This is a genomic window from Anaerostipes sp. MSJ-23 (assembly GCF_018918155.1).
Lineage (GTDB): Bacteria > Bacillota > Clostridia > Lachnospirales > Lachnospiraceae > Anaerostipes.
Genome location: NZ_JAHLPY010000005.1, coordinates 78,428 through 103,347, shown reverse-complemented (window position 1 = coordinate 103,347; position 24,920 = coordinate 78,428). Strand labels below are relative to the sequence as shown.

Genomic DNA, 24,920 nt, shown 5'->3' with positions numbered 1-24,920 from the left:
AAAAGGAGACTATTATGGAATTTAGGAGCGTATTGCCAGGAGTGAAACTAGTAAAGGAAGATTTTGATGGAAATCAAGAAGAATTGTTTATTTCACAAAATGATCAAATAACTGTAACAACTCTTGATGGGAGAAAAATCAAAGGAACTTTTATGCAGATTGAATTTGCAAGATATACAGAAGAAGATGATATCGTGCATATCCATAAAGACAATGGAGAAAATGAGGGAATTCCATTTGATACCATTGATGATATTATTAAATAAGTAAAAAATGGGAGAAAGTCGACAAAACTTTCTCCCATTTTTTATAAAACCATTTCATGATAAGTCGTCGAATTTTCGAATGTTTTCCATGAAATATGATCATTTTCCCAAATCATATACCCATGTGGAGAATTATTTTTAGGAATAGAAACGGAACCAGGATTTAAGTAAAGAAAAGGATCTTTTTGCTCCCATGCTGGAATATGAGTATGCCCATTTAGCAGAATATCTCCTTTTTTTAATTTTGGTGGATTTTCTGGTGAATAAATATGGCCATGTGTTGCAAAAACCAAATGTTTATCCAGGTATAAGATGCAAGAATCGGATAAAACTGGGAAATCAAGTACCATCTGATCGACCTCAGCTTCACAATTTCCACGTACACAAAGAATATGATCACTAATAGAATTCAACATAGAAATTACTTCTTTTGGATGATATTCTTTTGGAAGATCATTCCGTGGTCCATGATATAGTAAATCTCCAAGAAGAAGTAATTTGTTAGGTTTTTCTTTTTTAAATGCTTCGAGAAGTTTTTTGCAATAATAAGATGATCCATGAATATCCGATGCAATCATTAATTTCATAAATCTAGACCTCCTTTTTAATTTTTTATAGTCTAATTATATCACAGAACGAATGTTCCTTGAATAAAAGATCGTTTTCTTGATGAATTTTGGACTCATGTGATAAAATAATCCATTGAAGTATAAGTAAAGAAAGGAAGTTAAAAAATGAAACGACTGGTATTGGCAGAAAAACCTTCTGTTGGAAGAGATATCGCAAGGGTTTTAGACTGCAAAAATCAATCACATAGTTATATAGAAGGAAAAGATTATATTGTGACATGGGCCCTTGGACATCTTGTCTCCCTGGCTGACCCAGAACAATATGGAAAAGAATATAAGGAATGGGATATGAATGTACTTCCTATGATACCAGATCATTGGAAACTTACAGTCCTTCGACAAACATCAAAACAATTTCAAACGGTAAAAAAACTGATTTTAAGAAAAGATGTTTCAGATATTATTATTGCAACAGATGCTGGAAGAGAAGGTGAATTAGTTGCACGATGGATTTTACAAATGTCAGGAAATAAAAAACCTGTTTTTCGCTTGTGGATTTCATCTGTCACTGATAAAGCTATTCAAAATGGGTTTAAAAATCTAAAACCTGGTAAAAATTATATTAATCTTTACCATGCCGCTCGTTCTAGAGCACAGGCTGATTGGTTGGTTGGTATCAATGCAACAAGAGCATTAACCTGCAAATATAATGCACAATTATCGTGTGGGCGTGTTCAAACACCAACACTTTCTATGATTGAGGAAAGAGAATCAGAAATTAAAAATTTTAAGCCTAAAAAATTTTATGGGTGGAAAATATCTGCCTGTGGGACCTTATTTATATGGGAAAATCATCAAGGAAATCAAAGAATTTTTGATAAAGAAAAGGCACAAAAACTTGGAGAAGTATTTAAAAATCAAAAGATTTTCATCAAAAATGTCTCTAAAAAAGAAAAGAAATCTTATGCACCAGAATTGTACGATTTAACAACTCTTCAAAAAGAAGCAAGTAAAAAATTTGGTTTTTCTCCAAAACAAACATTAAATCTTATGCAAAGTTTGTATGAACATCATAAAGTATTAACGTATCCTCGAACTGATTCTAGATATTTGACTAGTGATATGGTAGATACACTAAAAGAACGTTTAAAAGCATGTTCTGTAGGACCATATCGTCAAATAGCCTCTTCTTTATTAAGAAAAGAATTAAAGGCGAGTAAACGATTTATAAATGATGCAAAAGTCTCTGATCATCATGCAATCATTCCAACAGAACAATATGTGCAGCTTAGCTCTATGACAGCAGATGAAAGAAAAATATATGATATGGTTGTTCGAAGATTTTTGGCAATATTATCTGAGCCTTCAAAATCCGAGCAAATACAGATAGAAGGTAAAATTCAAGGAGAAATTTTAAGAGCTAGAACAACTTTCTTAAAACAATCCGGCTGGAAAGAAATTTATATACAAGATGAAGAGGCTGTTCATGAAAATACAATAACTAAATTTATAAATCCTCCAGAATGTGGAAAATTCTATTCCGTTGACCAAATTTTAATGACAAATGGAGAAACACAAGCACCTGGAAGATATACCGAAGGAACGTTAATTGATCAAATGGATAAAAAGGGACTTGGAACAGTTGCAACAAGAGCAGATATTATTGATAAGTTATTTCATAGTTATCTTATTGAAAAAAAGGAAAATGATATTTTCATTACTTCGAAAGGAAAACAGTTGCTTGAATTAGTACCTCAAGATCTGAAAAAATCGGAACTTACAGCAGACTGGGAGAGGAAACTAGGAGCGATTGCAGATGGAAAACAAAATGAGCAAAAATTTATAAAGGAAATCCAAAAATATACAAAAGAATTGATTCACGATATCAAAAAATCCGATGGAAAATTCCATCACGACAATCTTACAAGACAAAAATGCCCTGAATGTGGAAAATTGTTACTTGCGGTAAATGGAAAGCATGGAAAATTTCTTGTATGTCAGGATCGCACTTGTGGATATAAAAAAACAATATCGAGACAAACAAATGCACGTTGTCCAGTGTGTCATAAACGAATGGAATTAGTAGGAGAAGGAGAAAAGCAGAAATTTATTTGTACTTGTGGCCATAAAGAAAAATTATCTTCATTTAAAGAACGAAGAAAAAAAGAGGGAGCAGGTATGAGCAAAAGAGAAGTAAATAGGTACTTAAAAAAACAACAAAAAGAAGCAAAAGAACCAATCAATCATGCTTTTGCAGATGCTTTGGCTAAAATAAAATTATAAAATTAAAATTTTTTGAGACAAAAGCCTCTTTTTTGTTGTATAACATACAGAAGAGAGGTTTTTGCTGAAATCACTTATTTTAAAACAAAGGATAAGAAGGAGTAAATTATGAATTTTATAAAATCACTTTACAAAATATCGTATGGAGTCATTTGGTTTTTTTCTATTTTGATTCTTGGACTTTTAACGATATTAAATCTCAAATTTTCTACTTATATAATAGGAAAAGGAGAACATGTTAAAATTTATAACACAGATTTGTTTACTACAATTTTATTTATTATCTTATTTTTATGTCTCTTTTATTTGATTATAAGATTTTCTGATAAAATTGATGAAAAAAAGTTACTGATCCTTTTTCTAATTCTTTATTGTATTGCAGGATTTTATCTTATTTTTAACATTAGTCCTGTTTTGCGATATGATGCACAACATGTATACAATGCATCTGTTGCTTTGCATCGAAAAGATTTTTCTATTTTGGATCCTGGAAGATATATGTATATGTATCCTCATCAGTTTGGACTGCTTATTTATGAATATATTATTGGATTTGTTTCTTATAATCCAAAAATATTTTTTTGTATCAATTTAGTTGGAATTTTCATTATTAATATTTTTTCTTATAAAATTACAAAAGAAATATTTCATAATAATCATTGTATTAATTTAATTTCAATTACATTGAGTTTTTTATTTTTGCCACAGTTTTTCTTTTTGGCATTTGCATATGGGTTAATTCCTGGATTTTGCCTTTTGATCATCGGTATTTATTACATGCAAGTGTTTACAAGAACGCTATCTTATCAACATTTGATTTTAAGCTGTCTTTTTGTTGTAACTTCTGTTTTAATGAAAAAAAATTTTATTATTGGAATGGTTGCTTGTATGTGTTATCTTCTTATTTTATTTTTTAAGAAAAAAGAAAAAAAATTGCTGATTTATTCAGTAATTACTGTTATATGTTTTCTTATAAGCAAATCGGCAATGTTATATGGAATTCAATCTTATACCGGAAAACAAACAAATGATGGAGTACCAAGTATTTTATGGGTCGCTATGGGAACCGATCCTCATAATCATAAACGAGCTGGTGGATGGTATAATAATAAATATTTAAAAGTCTATCGAACGCATCGATTTGACGAGGAAAAATCTTCAGAAATAGGACGTGAAATGGTGTTTAATAACCTGCATTATTATAAAGAAAATCCAGATAAAGCCATAGATTTCTTTTCAAAAAAGATTACTTCTACTTGGACAGACTCTCTTTATGAATCAATCTGGACTGGACCGAAACAAGTTGCAGGACAATATGTATCTACTGAATTTTTACATCAACTATATAATGAAAAAGAATCAGATAGTACTTTATATATGGTGATGAAAGCATTTTTTATTCTTTTATTTGCAACGGCTTTTCTTTTTGTTTGTAAAGATTTAAAGAAGTATGATGCAGCTTTTTATGGGTTGATTTTCTTAATTGGAGGCTTTCTTTTTCATTTATTTTGGGAAACAAAAAGCCAATATGTGTATCCATATATCTTTTTACAAATTCCGATTTGTGCATCTGTTTTTGTAAAGATATTTAAAAAAATACTACCAGAAAATATTAACAAAAAATAAACTTTTGCCTTAATTCGTTAAATTTTTGAAAAAATGCTAGACATGATTTTTTTATATGATATGATGCTGGAAAAGGTGTTAAAAACCAGGAAATGCAGAAGCTTCAATTTTACAAAGGATGGTGTAGGATGAATAGTAAAACAATGAAGTATGTAACCAATGGAACAACCATTGCGTTCATTGCTGCAATGGCTATATTTGTTGTTTATGGAATGAAAACAGGGCTTTTTACTAACAAGGAACAACTTCAATTTCTAATTCGAAGTGCAGGTTTCTGGGGTGCTGGATTTTTTATATTGCTTCAGTACATACAAGTTGTTTTCCCAATTATTCCAGGGGGAGTTACCTGTTTGGTAGGTGTCTTAATGTTTGGTCCTTATTGGGGATTTGTTTATAGTTATATTGGAATCATCGCTGGATCTTTTACAAATTTTTATCTAGCAAGAAGATACGGCAAAAATTTTGTTAAAAAATTAGTTGCACCTGATATTTATGATAAATATATGGCAAAGTTAAACCACGGAAAACGATTTGATATTGCCTTTGCTGCTGCAATCGTTCTTCCTGGATTCCCGGATGATGTGCTTTGTATGCTTGCCGGTCTTACAAAAATGACTTGGGTGAGATTTTCATTAATTCTTCTAATTGGAAGACCAGTATCACTGATCTTTTACAGCGTGGCTGGATATATTATTTAAAAAATAAGAAGTAACGAATTTAGAGCTATGACTAAAAAAGTCATAGCTCTTATTTTTTTGTCACTAATAAAAACTGACATCTTTTGGGAAATAGTGTCACTATTGTATAATGACAGAAGTGCTACATGCAATGATTGTATTGTCATTTGTTTGTATATATAATAATACATGAAGGGGGACGAAGATAAGATGTTAAAGAAATCCGGATTAACAAAACGTCAAAAAAATATTATTGAAATGCTTGCAAAATTTACCTCTGACAACCCAATTACGGTTCAAGCGATTTCAGAGAAATTGGATCTTAGTTCAAGAACTGTTTTAAGAGAAATGCCGCAAATTGATGCATGGTTTGAGAAAAATGACTTTCATCTTGTAAAAAAACCAAGAGTAGGGCTTTATGTAGATGAAGATGAAGACACAAGAAAATTTCTTTTAGAATTAGTCCAAATGGATAAAAATAAAATCAGTTTTACGAAAGAAGAACGTCAGGAAGGAATTTTATTTGAAATTCTTTTGGTAAATGAGCCATTGAAATATTATTATTTTACTTCCCTTTTTCATATTTCAGACGGAACATTAAGCAATGATCTAGATGACATTGAAAAATCAATGAGTCATTACAATCTCTCCATTTTCAGAAAGCCAGGAAGCGGTGTTTCTTGGGAAGGAAAGGAAGAAGATTATCGTCAGGTAATGACTATGTTGCTTCGAAAGAGACGAAAAGACAGACCAATAGAACAATTACTAGAGGATTCGAAAGTTAAAGAACTTTTTGGAAATGATCGACAAGAAATATTGAAAAAAGTTTCAAAGATTCTTCAGGAGACACAAAGTGTGCTAGATGTACAATATACTGAAAATTCAGAACTTCATTTTATTATTTATTTAATGTTGACAAAGTACAGATTGGATAGAGGATATGTGATTTCAAACGAAGGAAAAGATCTTCTTTCTATGATGCATCTTCCAGAAACTCAGGCAGCCAATTGGATTGGAAGTAAACTAAGTTATATGACAGATACTCCAATCTCAGAAGGTGAAATATATTGCATCGCAATGCAGCTTTTAAGCTCTAAAATCTGGAAAAATTATAATGACAGCAAATATGATGAAGAAAATTTCAAAATCCGGCAAATTGTGATGAGGATTATGGTGAATATGGAACAGTTGCTGGAAATTGATTTTCTGGATAATCAAACATTAATTGATGGGTTAAGTAATCACATGCGTCCTGCAATTAATCGTATGAAGATGAATGTTTTTTCTGAAAACGGAAATCTCGATATGATAAAAGAAAATTATGGAAAAATTTATCAAGCCGTTGGCAAAGCGTGTGTTTTCCTAAAAGAAGAACTAAAAATCGATGAGATACCAGAAGGTGAACTTGGATTTATTGCAATGTATTTCTGCGTAGCAATGGAAAAAAGAAACAATGAAGAAGAAAAAATTTCTGTTTGGGTTGCATGCCCGCATGGAGTTGGAACTTCTCATATGCTTTCCGTCCATCTGCAAAAGGAATTTCCAGAACTTCGAATACAAAAAATTGTGTCCACAGCGGAACTTGATGAAAAAGATATTGAAAATGCAGGAATTGATCTTATCATTTCTACTTCAAAATTAAATCTTTCGTTCCCAAATGTCTGTGTAAATTCAGTTCTGCTAGGACCGGATAAAATTATGATTCGCAGTAAACTTTCGGAACTAAAAAAAACAAGAAAAAAAATAAAACAAACAAATGTAGAAAAAACTAAAAATAAAAAACAAATTTCAAGAGCCGATATTGAATATATGGTGATCCTTGGAAGAGAGATCTTACAAGTTCTCGATAATATTAAGATTTCACCGGAAGTTACTTTTGAAGATGAAAAATCGCTAATTGCATGTGCTGGAAATCTGTTTGCAAGAACAGAAGAAGATGCACAAATTATTACAAAGGATTTGATTCGAAGAGAAGATATATCAAGTACATATATTCCGGGAATGAACGTATTATTTCTTCATAGCGAAACAAGAGGCGTGAAACATTGCCGTTTTGGTTATATCGCTTTAAAGGAACCGGTAACGGAAAAAAACCGAGAAATAAAGGGAGCCATTTTAATGCTGATTCCGAAAGCACACGACATCCGTATTTATAGAGAAGTCATGAGTGAAATTAGCGGTGCTCTTGCAGAAAAAGATCATATTATTAATGCTCTTTATCGTAAAGATAGGAGATCTGTTGAGCTTCAGCTTGAAGAGAGTCTTGGAAATTATTACGAAAAGAGATCTAATCAAAAATAAAAAGGAGAGATGATTCCATGAAAAATGCAGTACAAAAATTTGGTAAATTTTTAAGTGCAATGGTCATGCCTAACATTGGAGCATTCATTGCATGGGGATTTATCACAGCATTATTTATCGCAGATGGATGGATTCCAAATGCAAAACTTGCTTCTATTCAACCTTATATGTTAACATTCCTATTGCCTATCTTAATTGCTTATACAGGTGGTAAGCAAGTCGGTGGAGACCGTGGTGGAGTTATGGGTGCTATCGCTGTTATGGGATGTATCGCCGGTGTTGGAGGTTCGGATGGACAGCCAATGTTAATGGGTGCCATGGTTATGGGGCCATTTGCAGGATGGGTCATTAAAAAATTCGACCAGGCAATGGACGGACATATGCCAGCTGGATTTGAAATGTTAATTAACAACTTTTCTGTTGGTATTCTAGGTATGATCGTAGCCATCATTGGTTACTTCTTGATTGGACCATTTATGTCAGGTGTACTTGCAGTATTAACCGCAGGTGTAAATATTCTTGTAAAAGCAAAACTATTACCATTGGTAGCAATTTTTATTGAGCCTGCAAAAGTATTATTCTTAAATAATGCAATCAATCATGGTATTTTCACACCAATTGGTATTGAACAGGCAAAAATCGCAGGAAAATCCATCATGTATATGTTGGAAGCAAATCCTGGACCTGGACTTGGAGTATTACTTGCTTATGCAATTTTCTCAAAAGACAAAGTAACAAAATCATCTGCACCAGGAGCTATCATTATCCACTTCTTCGGTGGTATTCATGAAATTTACTTCCCATATGTGCTGATGAATCCAGTGGTAATTATTGCACCAATCGTTGGTAATATTTGCGCAATTACATTCTTTACTTTAACAGGATGTGGACTGGTTGGACCATCATCACCAGGATCTATCATTGCTTATTTATCAATGTCACCAAAATCTCAGATGCCGTTGACAATTCTTGGTGTGTTAATTGCAACGGGTGTATCTTTCCTCATTGCTTCACCAATTATTCGTATGTCAAATGGAAAGAGCCTTGAAGATGCACAGGATGATATGGCAGCAAAAAAAGCAGAATCTAAAGGAATCTCTGTTGATGCTGGTGAAAAGAAAGAAGCTGGAGAAGTAAAGAAAATTATCTTTGCTTGTGACGCTGGTATGGGATCTTCCGCAATGGGAGCTACAAAATTTAGAAATCGTGTAAAAGCATTACGTCCAGATCTTACTGTAAAAAATACATCTGTAGATAATATTCCAGCAGATTGTGATATTGCTGTTGTACAGGCTGTTCTTGCTGATCGTGCAAGAAAATCAGCTCCACAGGCACAACTTGTTATTATTAACAACTTCCTTCAAGATCCAAATCTTGATGCGCTGTATGAACAGGTAACAACAAATACAACTGCAGCTGCAGAAACTGCAGTAACAGAAGAAAAATCGGAAGTAAAATCTAATGATGGAAATCAGAAAATCCTTGTAGAAGAAGGAATTAAAACAGGATTAAAACCAGTAGATAAATATGAAGCAATTCGTTCTGCAGGAAAACTTTTAAATGAACTTGGATATGTTGATGAAGAATACATCGATGCAATGGTAAAACGTGAAGATACCGTTACAACTTATATGGGAATGGGTGTTGCAATTCCTCATGGTACTTCTGATGCGAAAGGAAGAGTAAAGAAAACTGGTATTGTTATGCTGCAGTATCCAGAAGGTGTTGACTTTGATGGAGAAAAAGCACAGCTGATCTTTGGAATTGCCGGAATCGGCGATGAACATCTTGGATTACTGGCAAAAATTTCAGGAATTCTTGAAGATGAAGAGAAGCTTGAGAAATTAAAAACAACAAATAATATTGATGAAATTATGGAAATGTTCCAGTAATAAATCAGCAAATTTTATAAGCGAGAATTATTCTCGCTTATAAAATACAAAAATAGTAAACTTATAAATATTTATTTAAAATTTAGGAGTGAATAAAAATGAAAAAAGCAATTCAGTTTGGTGCAGGAAATATTGGACGTGGATTTATCGGTGGACTTTTAAGTGAAGCAGGATATCATGTAGTATTTGCAGATGTAAACCAGGATATTATTGATAGGATCAACGAAGACAAAAAATATACAATTTATGTAAAAGACGTAGAAAGCAGCGAAATTGTAATTACAGACATCAGTGGAGTAAACTCAACAAAACCTGAATTAATCGATGAGATCAAAGAAGCTGAAATCATTACAACAGCTGTTGGAGTAAGAATTCTTCCAATCATTGCTCCATCAGTTGCAGAAGGAATTAAAACAAGAAAATCTGCAGGATCTGAAGAATATTTAAATATTATTGCCTGCGAGAATGCGATTAAAGCAAGCTCTCAGTTAAAAGAAGCTGTATATCAACACTTAAATGACGAAGAAAAAGCATATGCAGATAAATATGTTGGATTCCCAGATTGTTCTGTAGACAGAATCGTACCTCCAGTACGTTTAGATAATCCAATTGATGTTGTCGTTGAAAACTACTATGAATGGAATGTAGAAGAAGCATCCTTTAAAGGAAAAGTTCCTGAAATTAAAGGTATGAATCTTGCTGATAATTTAATGGCATATATTGAACGTAAATTATTTACATTAAATACGGGACATTGTATCACTGCTTATCTTGGATACCATAAAAAATATAAAACAATTGATGAAAGTATTGCAGATGAAGAAATTTTAAAAATTGTTAAAAAAGCAATGCAGCAAAGTGGTATGGCTCTTGTTCATAAATATGGATTTGACAAAGATGCTCATTTCAAGTATATTGATAAGATCTTAAATCGTTTTAAAAACCCATATTTAGCAGATGATCCTGCACGAGTAGGAAGAGAACCTCTCCGTAAATTGAGTGCTACAGATCGTCTTGCAAAACCAGTTATGACAGCTTTAGAATATGATCTTCCTGTTGATGCTTTATTAGTTGGTATGGCTGCTGCATTACATTATGATAATAAAGAAGACGCGCAGAGTGTAGAATTACAAGAAAAAATTCAGAAACTTGGTGTAAAAGATGCATTAAAAGAAGTATCTGGAATTGAAAATGAAGATATTTTAAATCAAGTAGAAGAGTTATATAATACAATTTTTGCATAGATCTTCCAATTTTATGAGACTCGGACAAAAAAGTTCCGGGTCTCATTTTATTTTGCATAAAATTTCAGAAGTATCAATGAAATATTCATTTTATTTGAATAACAATGAATTATTCGATTATTTAGAATAAAGATTGCTTATTCAATGGTTTCGTGTATAATGATAAACAGGAGGTGGTTTATGTATTTCTTTTTCTATTATGAAGCTTACATCGCTATTCTTGGGAAGATACCAGAAAAGAATATGTATCATCAGACAGAACAAGCTTTAAAAAAATTAAATCTTTCATATAAAGAAGACTTTTCAAAAGAATTCTATCTGGTACAGGAAAATGAATTCCATGGACTTTTAAAAAATGGAGCTCATCTTATGGATATGATAACAGAGCTGGAAATGAAATTGTATCCATGCGAGATTCTCTGGGGAATTGGAATTGGAAGATCAAAAGAAGTTAAAGAAAAATCTCTGTTATGGGAAGTTGACAATCAAGCTTTTCAAAATGCAAAAGAAGCTTCTAATTTTTTGATAGAACAAAATCAAAAAAGTGCTTCCTTTCAAACCAATTATCATATTGTATGCGATGGAGACAATCAGGAAATAACAGAACTTCTAAACACATCTCTGATGTTGTTATCTTCTGTAAAAAGGCAGTGGTCCAGAAGACAATATGAGATAGCGTCAGACTGCTTAAAGTTTCATGATGGACAAACAGCTGCAGCCAAAAGGCTTGGTATTACACAGTCCAGTGTTCAGAAAGGACTTGCTGGGGCTGATTTTTATACTTATCAAGAAGCTGTTCGAAGATTTTCTGAAGCTTTTTCACAGATACGCTAGAATTATACAGAGAATGGAGGGGTGAAATGAAAGAGAGAGTGCCAGATTATTATCGTGATTTCTCATGCATTGGATCCAAATGTAAGGATAATTGCTGTATTGGATGGGAAATAGATATTGATGATTATTCTATGGATCAGTATGATCAGCTCTCCGGGAAATTTGCAGAAAAATTACAGAATGGAATCATAAAAGGTAATCCATCTGTTTTTAAAATGAAAGAAAATGGAAGATGTGTCTTCTTAAATGAAAAAAATCTTTGTGAAATTTATATACACCTTGGAGAAAGTGCCCTGTGCGAGATTTGTACACAACATCCAAGATTTCATAACTGTTATGGAAATTTTATAGAAAGTGGTCTTGGAATTGCTTGTGAAACTGCAGCAAAATTGGCATTAGAACGGGAAAATCCAATCGTATTTAAGGAATATCCAATAGAGACAGAACAAAAAACAGAAGATTCTATCATAGCATGGTTCTTTCGTGTGAGGAATAATTTGATTAATATTATACAAAACAGATTCCATCCGATCGAACATAGGATAAAAAATCTTCTTTCCTATGGAATATACATTCAGCAACTACTTAATCAAAAAAATGATACGATTGATGATATCATCATAGCTGAAAATATAGAAAGAGATGAATCTATTTTTGAAAAAATGAGGGAAGCACATTCTATGGAGTTGTGGTTGGACATTTATCTTCAATTGGATATTATGAGTGATAGCTGGAAAAAACTTTTGGAAAACGCTGATCCTTTAAAATCGTGTTGTAAAAAAATGAATGATATTTTTTATGAACAACTATTAGTGTATTTCATGTTTCGGCATTTAATGAACGCATCTGAAGATTTTAATATTATAGACAGAATAAAATTCTGTGTCCTAAGCTGTCTGGTCATTCATTGTGTATCCGACAGTTGTTATGCATCTGCAAATCACATTCAGGAAATAGACGCTGCAAGATTATATTCCAAAGAAATAGAATATTCTGATGAAAATATAGATTCTATTTTGGAGGAATTATTATTTTCTTAAGAACTTAGAAGATAAAAGATTATATGGCAGTCTATCTATACAATTGAATGTACAAATAAAAATCGTACAAGAGAGAAGAATATAGATGAAATTTAGACGAAGAAAACCAATCGGAAAGCATACAGTAAAATATATCGAAAATTTATATAAAATATATTCCAGAAGATTATTTTTTATTGCAAAAAATTATGTAAAAGATGGAAATCTTGCGGAGGATATTGTACAAACAGTATTTGAAAAAGCATTATCATATCCAGACAGCATTTTAAAAGTACCAGAGGACGAAATTGCGTACTTTTTGACAGCAATGGTAAGAAATTCATCTTATAGTGCATTAAAAGAACAAAAAGAAAATGATCATGAGACTTTAACTTATGACAATGGAGAAGAAGGTAATTTTATAGAAGATCCTAAAGATACTTATTTACAGGTGATCGATCTTTATACTCTAAAGGAAAAACTTTCAAAATTACCATCACGTCAAAAAGATGCTTTGTTATTTCGTTATGTTTACGGATTTAAGTGTAAAGAAATCGCAGATATGTTCCATATATCAGAACGTAGTGTAAAAGTAAGATGTTCTGAAGGAAGGAAAAAACTAAAACATCTTTTAGATGAAGACAACTGAAAATTTGACATCGTTAGGAAAATATTATGGAGGTGATATTATGTCAGCCGTTGATACTGTAATTGAATTTATTCGAAAACAGGCAATGGAGCACCCAGAAAAAAGTTGGGGAAAAATCACTGCTGGATTTAAAGCAAATAAAATCAAAACAAAATTTTTACCAAATAAAAATCTTTCCAAAGGTTATCAACAATTAGAAAATATGATGATGTCTTTAATTGCTGATAGTCTTGGAAAAGAAAACTCTTATGTATGGGGAAATATTTTTGCACCATGCGAAATTATGAACTGTTTTAATCTAAAAACAATTTCTATTGAGTGTATGTCTTGTTATCTTTCAGGATATCATTTAGAAGATTTTTTTATAGATTGGGCACAAGATCTTGGAATTGCACCAACGCTATGTTCTTATCATAAAACTTTTGTCGGAGCTGTAGAAAGTGGTGTTGTAAAGGTTCCATCTTATGCAATTACAACATCTTTAACTTGTGATGGAAATTTGAATACTTTTCGATATTTTCAAAAGACAAAAGGAGTTCCTTTTACACTTTTAGATGTTCCGTACGAAAAAGATGAAGCATCGATTCAATATCTTGCAGATCAGATGCGAGAACTTACACAGAGATTATCTGAACAAACGGGAATTCCTTTTCAAGAAGAAATGTTGAGAGAACAAATACATATAGAGAATGAAACAAGAAAAGAATTGAAAAAATTCTTAAAACTTTTAATGATTCATCGTTATCCAGGACAAATCATCAGTTATTTATATCTTATGATGGGAATGCATCTATTAATAGGAACAAAGGAATTTTTAGAACTTGTTCGTTTCCTTGTAAAAGATATCCAAACATATGAAAAATTTGAAGGGAAAAAAATTCTTTGGGTACACTTACTTCCTTATTATCAAGAAAGTTTGCAAGAATATTTTAATGGGAATAATGAATATCAGCTGATACCAAGTGATATGGTTCTTGACTATACGGGAATACTTGATGAAGAACATCCATTTGAAGCATTGGCAGAAAAAACAATTGAAAATCTGTACAATGGATCTTATGCTCATAAAGCAGAGATTCTTTGTAAATTTGCTGAAGACTTACATGTAGATGGAGTCATACATTTTTGTCATTGGGGATGTAAGCAGGCATCTGGTGGAAGTATTTTATTAAAAGAAGAGATGAAGCAACATCATATTCCAATGTTAATTTTAGACGGAGATGGAATTGATAGGAGAAATAGTCATGACGGTCAGATTAAGACACGTCTTGAAGCATTTTTGGAAATGATAGATGATGACGGAGGAAATACGACATGTTAGGTTATATTTGTAAGTATACACCTGTTGAAATCTTTGAATCTATGGGAGAAACAATGAAAAAGATTGAACCTGAGGTTGCAAGTTTTCAACAGGCAGATACAAAAATGCATCCAAATATATGTAGTTTTGCAAAAGGTGTTTTAGAAGATGTGTTGGATCATGACTATGATGGTATTATTCTTACAACATGTTGTGATAGTATTCGAAGATTATATGATGTTTTAAAAGATGAATTCCCAGACAAGTTTATTTATATTCTGGATGTTCCAAGAATTATCAATGATGCTGGTGTTCGTTTATATGAAAAACGAATTATTGAGATGATGGAAGATTATCGAGATTTTAGTGGAAAAGAATTTTCAGAAGATGCGCTTGAAAAAGTTCTTAAAAAGATAAAAGAAGAACAGGAGCCAAACAATATTACACCACAAAAAGATAAGATAAAAATAGGAATTCTTGGAGCAAGAGCAAATCAAAATATTCATAAAATTTTAAGAGATCATCACGTACAAGTGCTATTTGATGATACTTGTACAGGATTGGAAAGAAAAATTCTTTTAAACAAGGAACAAGTGTTTCATAGTTATTGTACAGGTTTGTTAAGTCAGTTTCCATGTATGCGTATGCAACAGGCTTCCAATAGAGATCGTCTGCTCTCAGAACAATTTTCTTCTGTTGACGGCATTATTTATCATACAGTACAGTTTTGTGATAATTATTCGTATGAATACGCATGGCTGAAACAACAAATAAAAAAACCGCTTCTTTTATTAGAAACAGATTATACAAAACAAAGTTATGGTCAGATTTTAACTCGTATGGAAGCATTTTTAGAATCTCTTAAAAAAACGCCAGAAAAAATGACAGAGAAGAGAAAGGCAGGAATAAAATCAATGTATGTAATGGGAGTAGACAGTGGTTCCACATCAACAAATGCAGTTATTATGGATCAGGATCGTAAAATTAAGGCATTTTCCGTTGTACGAACCGGTGCAAAATCTGGAGAAAGTGCACAAAAAATTTTAGAAGAAGTTCTAAAAAAAGCTGGTATTACAAAATCTGATCTTTCTTGGATCGTATCAACTGGATATGGGAGAGTTAGTATTCCATATGCAGATGAAGATGTAACAGAAATCAGTTGTCATGGGCGCGGTGCACATTATTTTCAACCTTCTATCCGCACAATTCTTGATATTGGAGGGCAAGACAGCAAAGCAATTGCTTTAAATGATCAAGGTGAGGTTACTGATTTTGTTATGAATGATAAATGTGCAGCAGGAACTGGACGATTTCTTGAAATGATTGCAAGAAGCCTTGAAATTAGTATTGATGAACTTGGACCAATTGCACTAAAATCTACAGAGAAAATAGAGATTACAAGTATGTGTTCTGTTTTTGCAGAATCAGAAGTTATTTCTTTAATTGCACAAAACAAAGAAAAAGCAGATATTGCAAATGGTATTTGTCATTCGATTGCCAATAAATCTTATTCTTTATTAAAGAGAGTTGGACTTCGAGAAGAATTTATGATGACCGGAGGAGTTGCAAAAAATCCTGGGGTTGTACGTGCTGTTGAAGAAAAAATAAAATCAAAACTTCATATTTGTCCGGAACCTGAAATTGTAGGAGCAACCGGAGCCGCATTATATGCGCTTGATCATATGATGGGAAATTAAAAAGAACGGGTTTCATGCCCGTTCTTTTTATTATAAACATTAAAAATTATTGATTTGTCACAAGTTTCATCAGATCAGAACCTGTTTGTTTTGTGTCTTTTGGAAAATAAATATGAAGAGTTTTTTTACCACTTTTGACTTTCTGTTCTTTTAATTCAAAAGTCTTACTATGCATTCTCTGTGATGCTTGTACGTTTTGAAAATCAGTAATAATATTATCTACTAATAATTTCTTTGCATCTGAAATTTTGTCAATATGATTTGGTTTTAATGCCTGTGTCGTGTTTTGGGCTGCTTGTTTAAATAAATCCAAATAATTGATATATTGACTGGATACTTTTACTGTTGCTTCTTTTCCATCTTCATTTTTTACTTCAACCTTGTATTTTAAAGTGGAAAGTTTTTGGGATATGGCATTAAAAATATCAGTAGCTTCAGATTCAGTGATAGAAACACCTGCTTTTGAAAATTCATCTCGTAAAGTTGAAATCATGGAATCATGATAGGTGTCTTTTGTCTTCTGTGCATCGTTTTCGTCAATTCCAAGTTTTGCGATTTCAGTTGAATTTTGGCATATCATTAACTGATAGAAAGCATTCATTGTTGCATCAGGAGCCTTTGCTTTTTGTGATCCACATCCAGAAGAAACAAGTGCAATTGAAAATACACTGATTCCTGCCAATATTTTTCTTATAAACCTACGCCTCATTTTTTTCATTCCTTTCTATTTTTTCTTTTGTAATTATAAAATTTCTGTTGTATAATGTCAACTTGTGTCGAAAAGAAACATAAGTTTGTCAAACAAATTTTTCTATGTTAAACTAACTAAGATTACCTTATAGTAAGGAGGAATAAGATAAAAATGGCAAAGAATACGTATGATGCCAACAGTATATCTGTTCTAGAAGGGCTAGAAGCAGTCCGTAAAAGACCAGGAATGTATATTGGAAGCGTATCTACAAAAGGATTGAATCATTTAATATATGAAATTGTAGACAACTCAGTAGACGAATTTTTGGCTGGATATTGTAATGATATTACCGTATCTCTTGAAGATGATGGTACTGCCATTATTTCTGATAATGGACGAGGAATTCCTGTTGGTATTAATAAAAAAACAGGCCTTTCTGCGGTAGAGATGGTATTTACAATGCTGCATGCCGGTGGAAAATTTGGAGATGGTGGATATAAAATTTCCGGTGGTTTGCATGGTGTTGGTGCATCTGTTGTAAATGCATTATCTACTTGGCTAACAGTTACAGTCAAACAAAATGGTAAAATATATCAGCAAAAGTATGCTCGTGGAAAAATTTTGACGCCACTAGAAGTTATTGGTACGTGTAAAAAATCAGAAACTGGAACAACCGTTCAATTTTTACCAGATCCAGAAATTTTTGATAAAACCTATTTTAAGGCAGCAATGGTAAGAAATCGTCTTCATGAAACAGCATATTTAAATCCTTCGCTTACGATTCATTATATTAATCGAAGAAAAGAAGAGGAAACAAGCGTTGATTACCATGAACCAGATGGTATTTGTGCTTATGTAAAAAAATTAAACGAAGGAAAAACAATCCTTCATGAACCAATTTATTTTAAGAGATCAACGGATGGCATTGAAGCCGAGATTGCTTTTCAATATACAGAAGATTTTGGAGAGAATATTCTTGGCTTTTGTAATAATATTTATACCATTGAAGGTGGAACACATATTACAGGATTTAAAACAAAATTTACGACGATTATGAATCAGTATGCAAGAGAACTAGGTATTTTAAAAGAAAAAGACGCTAATTTTACTGGTGCTGATGTAAGAAATGGAATGACAGCAATTGTTTCAGTCAAACATCCAGATCCTAGATTTGAGGGTCAAACCAAAACAAAACTTGATAACCCAGATGCAGGAAAAGCAGTAAGTGAAATTACTGGTGAAGAAACTGTTTTATTTTTTGATAAGAATTTAGATACATTAAAGAAAGTACTAGCATGTGCAGAAAAATCTGCAAAAATTCGTAAAGCAGAAGAAAAAGCAAAAACAAATATGCTTGTAAAGCAAAAATTATCTATTGATAGTAATGGAAAACTTTCTAATTGTGAAAGTCATAAAGCAGAAGAATGTGAGATATTTATCGTTGAGGGAGATTCTGCAGGAGGTTCTGCCAAAACAGCTAGAAATCGAAAAACGCAGGCAATTCTTCCAATTCGTGGAAAAATATTAAATGTAGAAAAAGCAACCATGGATAAAGTTCTAGCAAATGCAGAAATTAAAACGATGATTAATGCTTTTGGATGTGGATTTTCAGAGGGATATGGTAATGATTTCGATATTACAAAACTTCGTTATCATAAAATTGTTATTATGACAGATGCTGATGTAGATGGCGCACATATTGCTACTTTACTGCTTACATTTTTTTATCGTTTTATGCCGGAGTTAATTACACATGGGCACGTTTTCCTTGCAACTCCGCCTTTGTATAAAGCAATTCCGAAAAAAGGAAAAGAAGAATATTTATATGATGATGATGCATTAGCAAAATATCGTGCAAATCATAAGACCTCTTTTACCCTTCAAAGATATAAAGGTCTTGGCGAAATGGATGCACAACAGTTATGGGAAACAACGCTTGATCCTGAAACAAGAACATTAAAACAGATTGAAATTGAAGATGCCAGAATGGCTTCGGATGTGACTTCTATGTTAATGGGAAGTGATGTTCCTCCAAGAAGAAACTTTATTTATGAAAATGCCGATGACGCAACGCTGGACATCTAATAAAAAGATGTAAAAACAGAAAGGAATTATTATGTCAGAACATATTATAAAAGCAGAATTTTCTGAAGTGATGCAAAAATCTTATATTGATTATGCAATGAGCGTTATTTGTGCAAGAGCACTTCCTGATGTTAGAGATGGATTAAAACCTGTACAGCGAAGAGTCCTTTATTCTATGGATGAACTTGGACTCCGTTTTGATCGCCCACATAGAAAATCTGCAAGAATCGTAGGAGATACGATGGGGAAATACCATCCACATGGTGACAGCTCTATTTATGATGCTCTAGTTGTCATGTCGCAAGAATTTAAGAAAGGTATGCCGCTGATTGATGGTCATGGAAATTTTGGTTCTATCGAAGGAGATGGAGCTGCTGCTATGCGTTATACAGAGGCTAGACTTCAAAAAATCACACAAGATGCTTATTTATCAGATCTTGATAAAGATGTTGTTGATTTTGCCCCTAATTTTGATGAAACGGAACGTGAACCGAAAGTTCTTCCAGTAAAAATACCAAATCTTCTCATAAATGGTGCAGATGGAATTGCTGTCGGTATGACAACGAGTATTCCACCACATAATCTTTGTGAAGTCGTCGATGCTGTGAAAGCTTACATGCGAAAGGAAAGTATTACGAATGAAGAATTAATGGGATATATACAAGGTCCTGATTTTCCAACCGGTGGACTTGTTGTTAATAAAAAAGATCTTTTAGGAATCTATTCTTCTGGAACTGGGAAATTAAAACTACGTGGAAAAGTTGTCTTTGAAAAATCACAAAAACGTGGAGAAAAAGATAAACTGGTAATTACAGAAATACCATATACGATGATTGGAAATAATATTTCTAAATTTTTGTCAGATATCGTGAATTTAATTGAAACGAAAAAGACAACAGACATTCTAGATATTTCGAATGAATCATCAAAAGAAGGAATTCGCATCGTGTTAGAATTAAAAAAAGGAGCAGATGTTGAACGTTTGAAAAATCTTTTATATAAAAAGACAAAACTTGAAGATACTTTTGGAATTAATATGTTGGCAATTGTTAATGGAAGGCCGGAAACATTAAGTCTGAAAGATATTATCGCTTATCATACACAATTCCATTATGAAATCACAAGAAGAAAATATCGTACACTTTTAAAAAAGTTATATGAACAAAAAGAAATTAAAGAAGGTTTAATTAAAGCCTGCGATATGATTGATTTAATCATTGAAATTATTCGTGGAAGTAAAAGTCAAAAAGAAGTAAAAGCCTGTCTGACAAAAGGTGAAATTGGAAATATCAATTTCAAAACGTCAGATTCTATGATTGAAGCGACAAAACTTACATTTACAGATAAACAAGCTTGTGCTATTCTTGATTTAAAGCTTTATCGTTTGATTGGTCTTGAAATTCTTGCATTGAAAGAAGAATTTCAAGAAATTACAGAAAAAATTGAAGAGTATGAAGACATTTTAAATAATGATCTTTCTTTAAAACGTGTCATTCGTAAAGAATTGGATGCATTCAAAAAAGAATTTGGAAAAGAAAGAAGAACCACCATTGAAGATGGAAAAGAAGCTGTTTATATAGAAGCTCCAATAAAACAAGAACAAGTTTATTTTATTATGGATCGTTTTGGTTATTCTAAAACATTTGATAAGGCAACATTTGAAAGAAATAAGGAAAATGTTCAAAAGGATTATAAATATGTGATTCCATGTATGAATACGGATAAAATTTGTATTTTTACGAATCAAGGAACGATGCACCAAATAAAAATATTAGATATTCCATCTGGAAAATATAGAGATAAGGGCACTCCAATTGATAATCTTGGAAATTATGATAGCTCTAAAGAAGCTATTATTGCGGTTATGCCAGTAGAAGATATTCTTCATACAGAACTTTTATTTGCGACTGCTCAAAGTATGTTAAAAGTTGTAAATGGTGAAGAGTTTAAAGTTACTAAAAGAACAGTTGCATCAACAAAACTTACAGAAAATGATGAAGTTGTAGCAGTGATTCCAGTTTCAACTGCGATGAATGATGAAGTTGTATTGCAGACAAAAAATGGAGTGTTTTTAAGATTCCAACTTTCTGAAATTCCAAAAAAGAAAAAAGGTGCTATTGGTGTACATAGCATGAAGCTGTCAAAAGATGATGAAATTATGAAGGTTTATGTTCTGGAAGCACAGAATATAACATCGATTATGTATAAAAAGAAAAAATTAGAGTTTCATAAACTAAAACTTGCGAAAAGAGATACAAAAGGTTCAAAAATCCGACGTTAAGGAAGAAAGGAAACACATATGAAGGTTGATTTGATTATCCCAACATATAAACCAGGAGAAAAATTTAAAAAATCTCTTTCAAGACTTTCAAAGCAGACAAGAAAACCTGATAAAATTATTATCATTAATACCGAAGAAAAATTTTTTGATAAAAATTTTTTAGATATTTACAAAGATGCACCAATAGAAGTTCATCATATAAAAAAAGAAGACTTTGATCATGGAAAGACCAGAGATTATGGTGCATCGTTATCTAACGCCGATATTTTGATGTTTATGACAGATGATGCAATACCAAAAGATGCATATCTTGTTGAAAACCTTCTTCGTCCGTTTGAAAATCCAGATGTGGCGGCTGCTTACGGCCGCCAACTGGCAGATCCGAAAAAAAATTATATCGAATATTATACAAGGACCTTTAATTATCCAAAAGAAAGTCGCCTGAAAACAAAAAAAGATCTTGATACTCTTGGGATTAAAACATTTTTTTGCTCTAATGTTTGCAGTGCCTATAGAAAAAAAGATTATGATTCAATGGGCGGATTTATTCATAAAACAATTTTTAATGAAGATATGATCATGGCATCTAAACTTATTGAAGCTGGAAAAATAATTGCTTATACTGCAGATGCACAAGTATGGCATTGGCATGATTATAGGGCAATTGATCAGCTTCACAGAAATTTTGATCTTGCTGTATCACAAGTAGATTATGGAGGATTATTTTTAAAAGTTAAGTCCGAATCTGAAGGTGTACGAATGGTTACAGCTACCTTAAAGCATTTAGCATCCAAAGGAAAATTTCATTTAATTCCCAAATATATTACAGATAGTGGATGCAAGTACATTGGTTACAAACTTGGAAAAAATTATAAACATCTTCCTCAATGGCTAATCAAAAAAATTACAATGAATAAAACCTATTGGAATTTTTAAAATTTTATTTGTGTAAATGGAACGTTAATTTCAAGAAATCTTAATAAAATCATCTATTGTTTTCGTTAATAATATGATATAATTAAAGACTATGAAACAGATGAATAATGAGGAGGACACAAATGAAAATCAGACAATTTAAGATTATACTGAGTGTATTTCTTATAATCGGAATTGCAGTTGGAGGGGTGCTCGGATATTATGATGCACGTCTGGAAGCTTCTGTAAACACGAAACAAAAACTTGAAGATCCAGCAGGAACAAATCTTATTTCTGACTCATCCGTTATTAATATTCTTTTGGTTGGATCAGACCATGGAGCAATTAAGGGTGATCATGGACGATCTGATAGTATTATGATTGCAACAATTAATACAAAAACAAAAGAATTGAAACTGACATCTCTTATGCGTGATATGTATGTGGAAATTCCAGATCATGGACACAATAAATTAAATGCAGCATATGCTTTTGGTGGGGTTCAGCTTCTTTATAAAACAATTGCAAAAAACTTTGGAATTAAAATTGACCATTACTGTATTGTTGATTTTTCCACTTTTGAAAAGGTCATTAATAAAGTGGGTGGAGTAGAAATCAGCTTGGAAGAAAAAGAAGCAAAATATTTAAACAGTACAAACTATATTTCTAAGAAAAAATATCGTAACGTTAAAGTAGGAAGACAGTTATTAAATGGAAATCAAGCACTTGGTTATTCTAGAATCCGTTATGTTGTTTCTAAAAAATATGGAGACGGAGATTTTGGACGAACCGGAAGACAAAGAGCCGTCCTTCAAGCAGCATTAAATAAAGTTTTAGATCAAAATGTTGCTGAAATTGCTAATATTGCATTGGATGCATTAAAAGATGTATCGACAGATATGGATGCCTCTTATTTAAAAAGTCTTGTAACAAAAGTGATTTCCATGGGAACTACAGATATTGATCAGAAACGAATTCCTTTAGAGGGAACTTATAAAATGGGAAGAGCTCAAAGCAATATGTTTGTATTCTTTGTAAACTTTAAAGCAAACAAAGAAGCATTACAGTACTTCCTATTTAACAAAGGTACAGAAAAGGATTGGTCAAAAGAATATGGTGGTTCTAAAAATGTAGAAACCTTTGGATATACTGCAGCGACATCAACGAAAGCATCTACAAAAACGTCTAATACTTCTTCTACACAGAGTAGAAAAAGTTATACAACGACAACTTCTTCTACAAGAAGGGCATCTTCGCAAAGAACGACAAGAACTTATTATTCTTCTACAAGAAGATCTACGCGTTCTACAAGAAGTACACGTAGCACATATAGGCCTACACCTACAACAGAAGCTACACATTCTACAACACATACAACAACAGAGAGAGTTCATCCATCAACAACGAACACAGAATCTGCTCAGGAATAAAGGAAAAGAAGGTCATTTGATATGTTTACAAAAAAATTTACAGCAATATTTAGTATTTTTCTTATAGTTGCAATTGTTCTTGGCGCGGGTCTTGGATATTATGATGCACGTTTAGAAGCTGCTGTTACACCAAAATCACATTCTTTAAGTAAAGTGAAAATTTCAAATGAAAAGGATTTATCCTTTAATAAAGACGTTATTAATATCTTACTAGTTGGTTCTGATAATGGTGCACAAGGCTCTGAAAAAGGGGATCATGGACGTTCAGACAGCATGATGGTTGCTACGATTAATTTTAAAACAAAAGAATTAAAACTAACATCATTTTTACGTGATATGTATGTAGAAATTCCAGGGCATGGAAGAAATAAGCTGAATGCGGCATATGCCTTTGGCGGAGAAGAGCTTTTATATCAGACTATTGCAAAAAATTTTAATATAAAAATTGATAAGTTTTGTGTTGTCGATTTATCCGCTTTTGAAAAAGTAATCAATCGCATTGGCGGAATTGAAATGACATTAGAAAAAGAAGAAGCAGATTATCTAAATAGTACAAACTATATTTCTAAGAAAAAATATCGTACAGTGAAAGCTGGAAAACAGATATTAAATGGAAATCAAGCACTTGGTTATGCAAGAGTTCGACATGTATATTCTAAAAAATATGGAATAGAAGAATTTGGGCGTACAGGAAGACAACGTGCAGTTATGCAAGCAACATTTAACAAAATGTTGCAGCAAAATCCACTGGATGTCATTGATATTGCCATTGATGCTATGTCGGATGTATCAACAGATATGGATGCTACTTATGTTAAAAAATTAATTTTATCTGTCGCCAAGATGGGAACTACAGAGATTGACCAACTAAGAATTCCAATTGAAAATACTTATAAAACAGCGGTTGTTGGACATTATCCACCTTGTGGTTATGTATTTTTTGTGAATTTTAAGGCAAATCAGGAAGCATTGAAATATTTTATGTTCAATCAGGGAAAACGACAGGATTTTGCTAAAAACTATGGAGGTGCAGATGCCGCTCAAACTTATGGATATCAGTCAAAATATGATTACAACCGTTCCAAAGGTGATTCTGGAAATATCTTCAATACTTCAAATACGATTGAAGGAGAATAAAGTTGTTTCGAATCACTTCTTGAC

General features: G+C 32.2%; 19 protein-coding genes. 17 read left to right on the top strand and 2 right to left on the bottom strand.

The window, feature by feature from the left end:
* Window positions 1–14 precede the first annotated feature (14 nt).
* Entirely contained in the window at window positions 15–266 is a 252-nt protein-coding gene (locus KQI71_RS05685) for a hypothetical protein (protein ID WP_216434933.1), read from the top strand.
* 41 nt (window positions 267–307) lie between these two features.
* On the opposite strand, the gene yfcE is transcribed toward KQI71_RS05685, so the two are convergent.
* Window positions 308–853: a phosphodiesterase gene (gene yfcE / locus KQI71_RS05680; protein WP_216434931.1), complete on the bottom strand. Its 546-nt coding sequence runs from the start codon at window positions 851–853 to the stop codon at window positions 308–310.
* A gap of 147 nt (window positions 854–1,000) precedes the next feature.
* Between yfcE and KQI71_RS05675 the strand changes: the two genes are divergently transcribed.
* From KQI71_RS05675 to KQI71_RS05625, 11 genes are all read left to right on the top strand, one after another.
* Window positions 1,001–3,118 (top strand): DNA topoisomerase III, encoded by a 2,118-nt coding sequence (locus KQI71_RS05675; protein WP_216434928.1) that lies wholly within the window; start codon window positions 1,001–1,003, stop codon window positions 3,116–3,118.
* A 108-nt stretch (window positions 3,119–3,226) separates the two neighbouring features.
* Window positions 3,227–4,744 (top strand): hypothetical protein, encoded by a 1,518-nt coding sequence (locus KQI71_RS05670; protein WP_216434926.1) that lies wholly within the window; start codon window positions 3,227–3,229, stop codon window positions 4,742–4,744.
* A 128-nt stretch (window positions 4,745–4,872) separates the two neighbouring features.
* Window positions 4,873–5,442, top strand: coding sequence for a TVP38/TMEM64 family protein (locus KQI71_RS05665; RefSeq protein ID WP_216434924.1), 570 nt, complete (start codon window positions 4,873–4,875; stop codon window positions 5,440–5,442).
* Between the two features lie 189 nt (window positions 5,443–5,631).
* Entirely contained in the window at window positions 5,632–7,722 is a 2,091-nt protein-coding gene (locus KQI71_RS05660) for a BglG family transcription antiterminator (RefSeq protein WP_216434922.1), read from the top strand.
* Between the two features lie 17 nt (window positions 7,723–7,739).
* Window positions 7,740–9,614: a PTS mannitol transporter subunit IICBA gene (locus KQI71_RS05655; RefSeq protein ID WP_216434920.1), complete on the top strand. Its 1,875-nt coding sequence runs from the start codon at window positions 7,740–7,742 to the stop codon at window positions 9,612–9,614.
* 98 nt (window positions 9,615–9,712) lie between these two features.
* Window positions 9,713–10,858 (top strand): mannitol-1-phosphate 5-dehydrogenase, encoded by a 1,146-nt coding sequence (locus KQI71_RS05650; protein WP_216434918.1) that lies wholly within the window; start codon window positions 9,713–9,715, stop codon window positions 10,856–10,858.
* Window positions 10,859–11,038: 180 nt separating this feature from the next.
* Window positions 11,039–11,692: a SatD family protein gene (locus KQI71_RS05645; protein ID WP_216434916.1), complete on the top strand. Its 654-nt coding sequence runs from the start codon at window positions 11,039–11,041 to the stop codon at window positions 11,690–11,692.
* 26 nt (window positions 11,693–11,718) lie between these two features.
* Complete coding sequence (fliB, locus tag KQI71_RS05640) at window positions 11,719–12,732, top strand: flagellin lysine-N-methylase (protein ID WP_216434914.1); 1,014 nt, start codon at window positions 11,719–11,721, stop codon at window positions 12,730–12,732.
* An 85-nt stretch (window positions 12,733–12,817) separates the two neighbouring features.
* Entirely contained in the window at window positions 12,818–13,360 is a 543-nt protein-coding gene (locus KQI71_RS05635; RefSeq protein WP_216434912.1) for an RNA polymerase sigma factor, read from the top strand.
* A gap of 40 nt (window positions 13,361–13,400) precedes the next feature.
* Complete coding sequence (locus KQI71_RS05630) at window positions 13,401–14,681, top strand: 2-hydroxyacyl-CoA dehydratase family protein (protein WP_216434910.1); 1,281 nt, start codon at window positions 13,401–13,403, stop codon at window positions 14,679–14,681.
* The gene (locus tag KQI71_RS05625; protein ID WP_216434907.1) at window positions 14,675–16,357 is read left to right on the top strand and encodes an acyl-CoA dehydratase activase; all 1,683 of its coding nucleotides are present in this window, start codon (window positions 14,675–14,677) and stop codon (window positions 16,355–16,357) included. Before KQI71_RS05630 ends, KQI71_RS05625 begins: the two co-directional genes overlap by 7 nt.
* A gap of 46 nt (window positions 16,358–16,403) precedes the next feature.
* Here KQI71_RS05625 and KQI71_RS05620 read toward each other — a convergent pair whose 3' ends face one another.
* On the bottom strand, window positions 16,404–17,066 hold the full coding sequence (locus tag KQI71_RS05620) for a hypothetical protein (RefSeq protein WP_216434905.1): 663 nt from the start codon (window positions 17,064–17,066) through the stop codon (window positions 16,404–16,406).
* Window positions 17,067–17,219: 153 nt separating this feature from the next.
* Between KQI71_RS05620 and KQI71_RS05615 the strand changes: the two genes are divergently transcribed.
* The 5 genes from KQI71_RS05615 to KQI71_RS05595 all read left to right on the top strand — a co-directional run bounded on the left by KQI71_RS05615 (window position 17,220) and on the right by KQI71_RS05595 (window position 24,896).
* Window positions 17,220–19,133, top strand: coding sequence for a DNA gyrase/topoisomerase IV subunit B (locus tag KQI71_RS05615; protein ID WP_216434903.1), 1,914 nt, complete (start codon window positions 17,220–17,222; stop codon window positions 19,131–19,133).
* Between the two features lie 31 nt (window positions 19,134–19,164).
* Window positions 19,165–21,414, top strand: a complete 2,250-nt coding sequence (locus KQI71_RS05610) for a DNA gyrase/topoisomerase IV subunit A (protein WP_216434901.1) — start codon at window positions 19,165–19,167, stop codon at window positions 21,412–21,414.
* 18 nt (window positions 21,415–21,432) lie between these two features.
* Window positions 21,433–22,350 carry a glycosyltransferase gene (locus tag KQI71_RS05605; RefSeq protein WP_216434899.1) on the top strand — a complete coding sequence of 306 codons (918 nt, stop codon included), beginning with the start codon at window positions 21,433–21,435 and terminating at the stop codon, window positions 22,348–22,350.
* A gap of 122 nt (window positions 22,351–22,472) precedes the next feature.
* A complete protein-coding gene (locus KQI71_RS05600; RefSeq protein ID WP_216434896.1) occupies window positions 22,473–23,759 on the top strand; it encodes an LCP family protein in 1,287 nt (428 codons plus the stop codon).
* Window positions 23,760–23,780: 21 nt separating this feature from the next.
* Window positions 23,781–24,896 carry an LCP family protein gene (locus tag KQI71_RS05595; RefSeq protein WP_216434894.1) on the top strand — a complete coding sequence of 372 codons (1,116 nt, stop codon included), beginning with the start codon at window positions 23,781–23,783 and terminating at the stop codon, window positions 24,894–24,896.
* The last annotated feature ends 24 nt before the right edge of the window (window positions 24,897–24,920 follow it).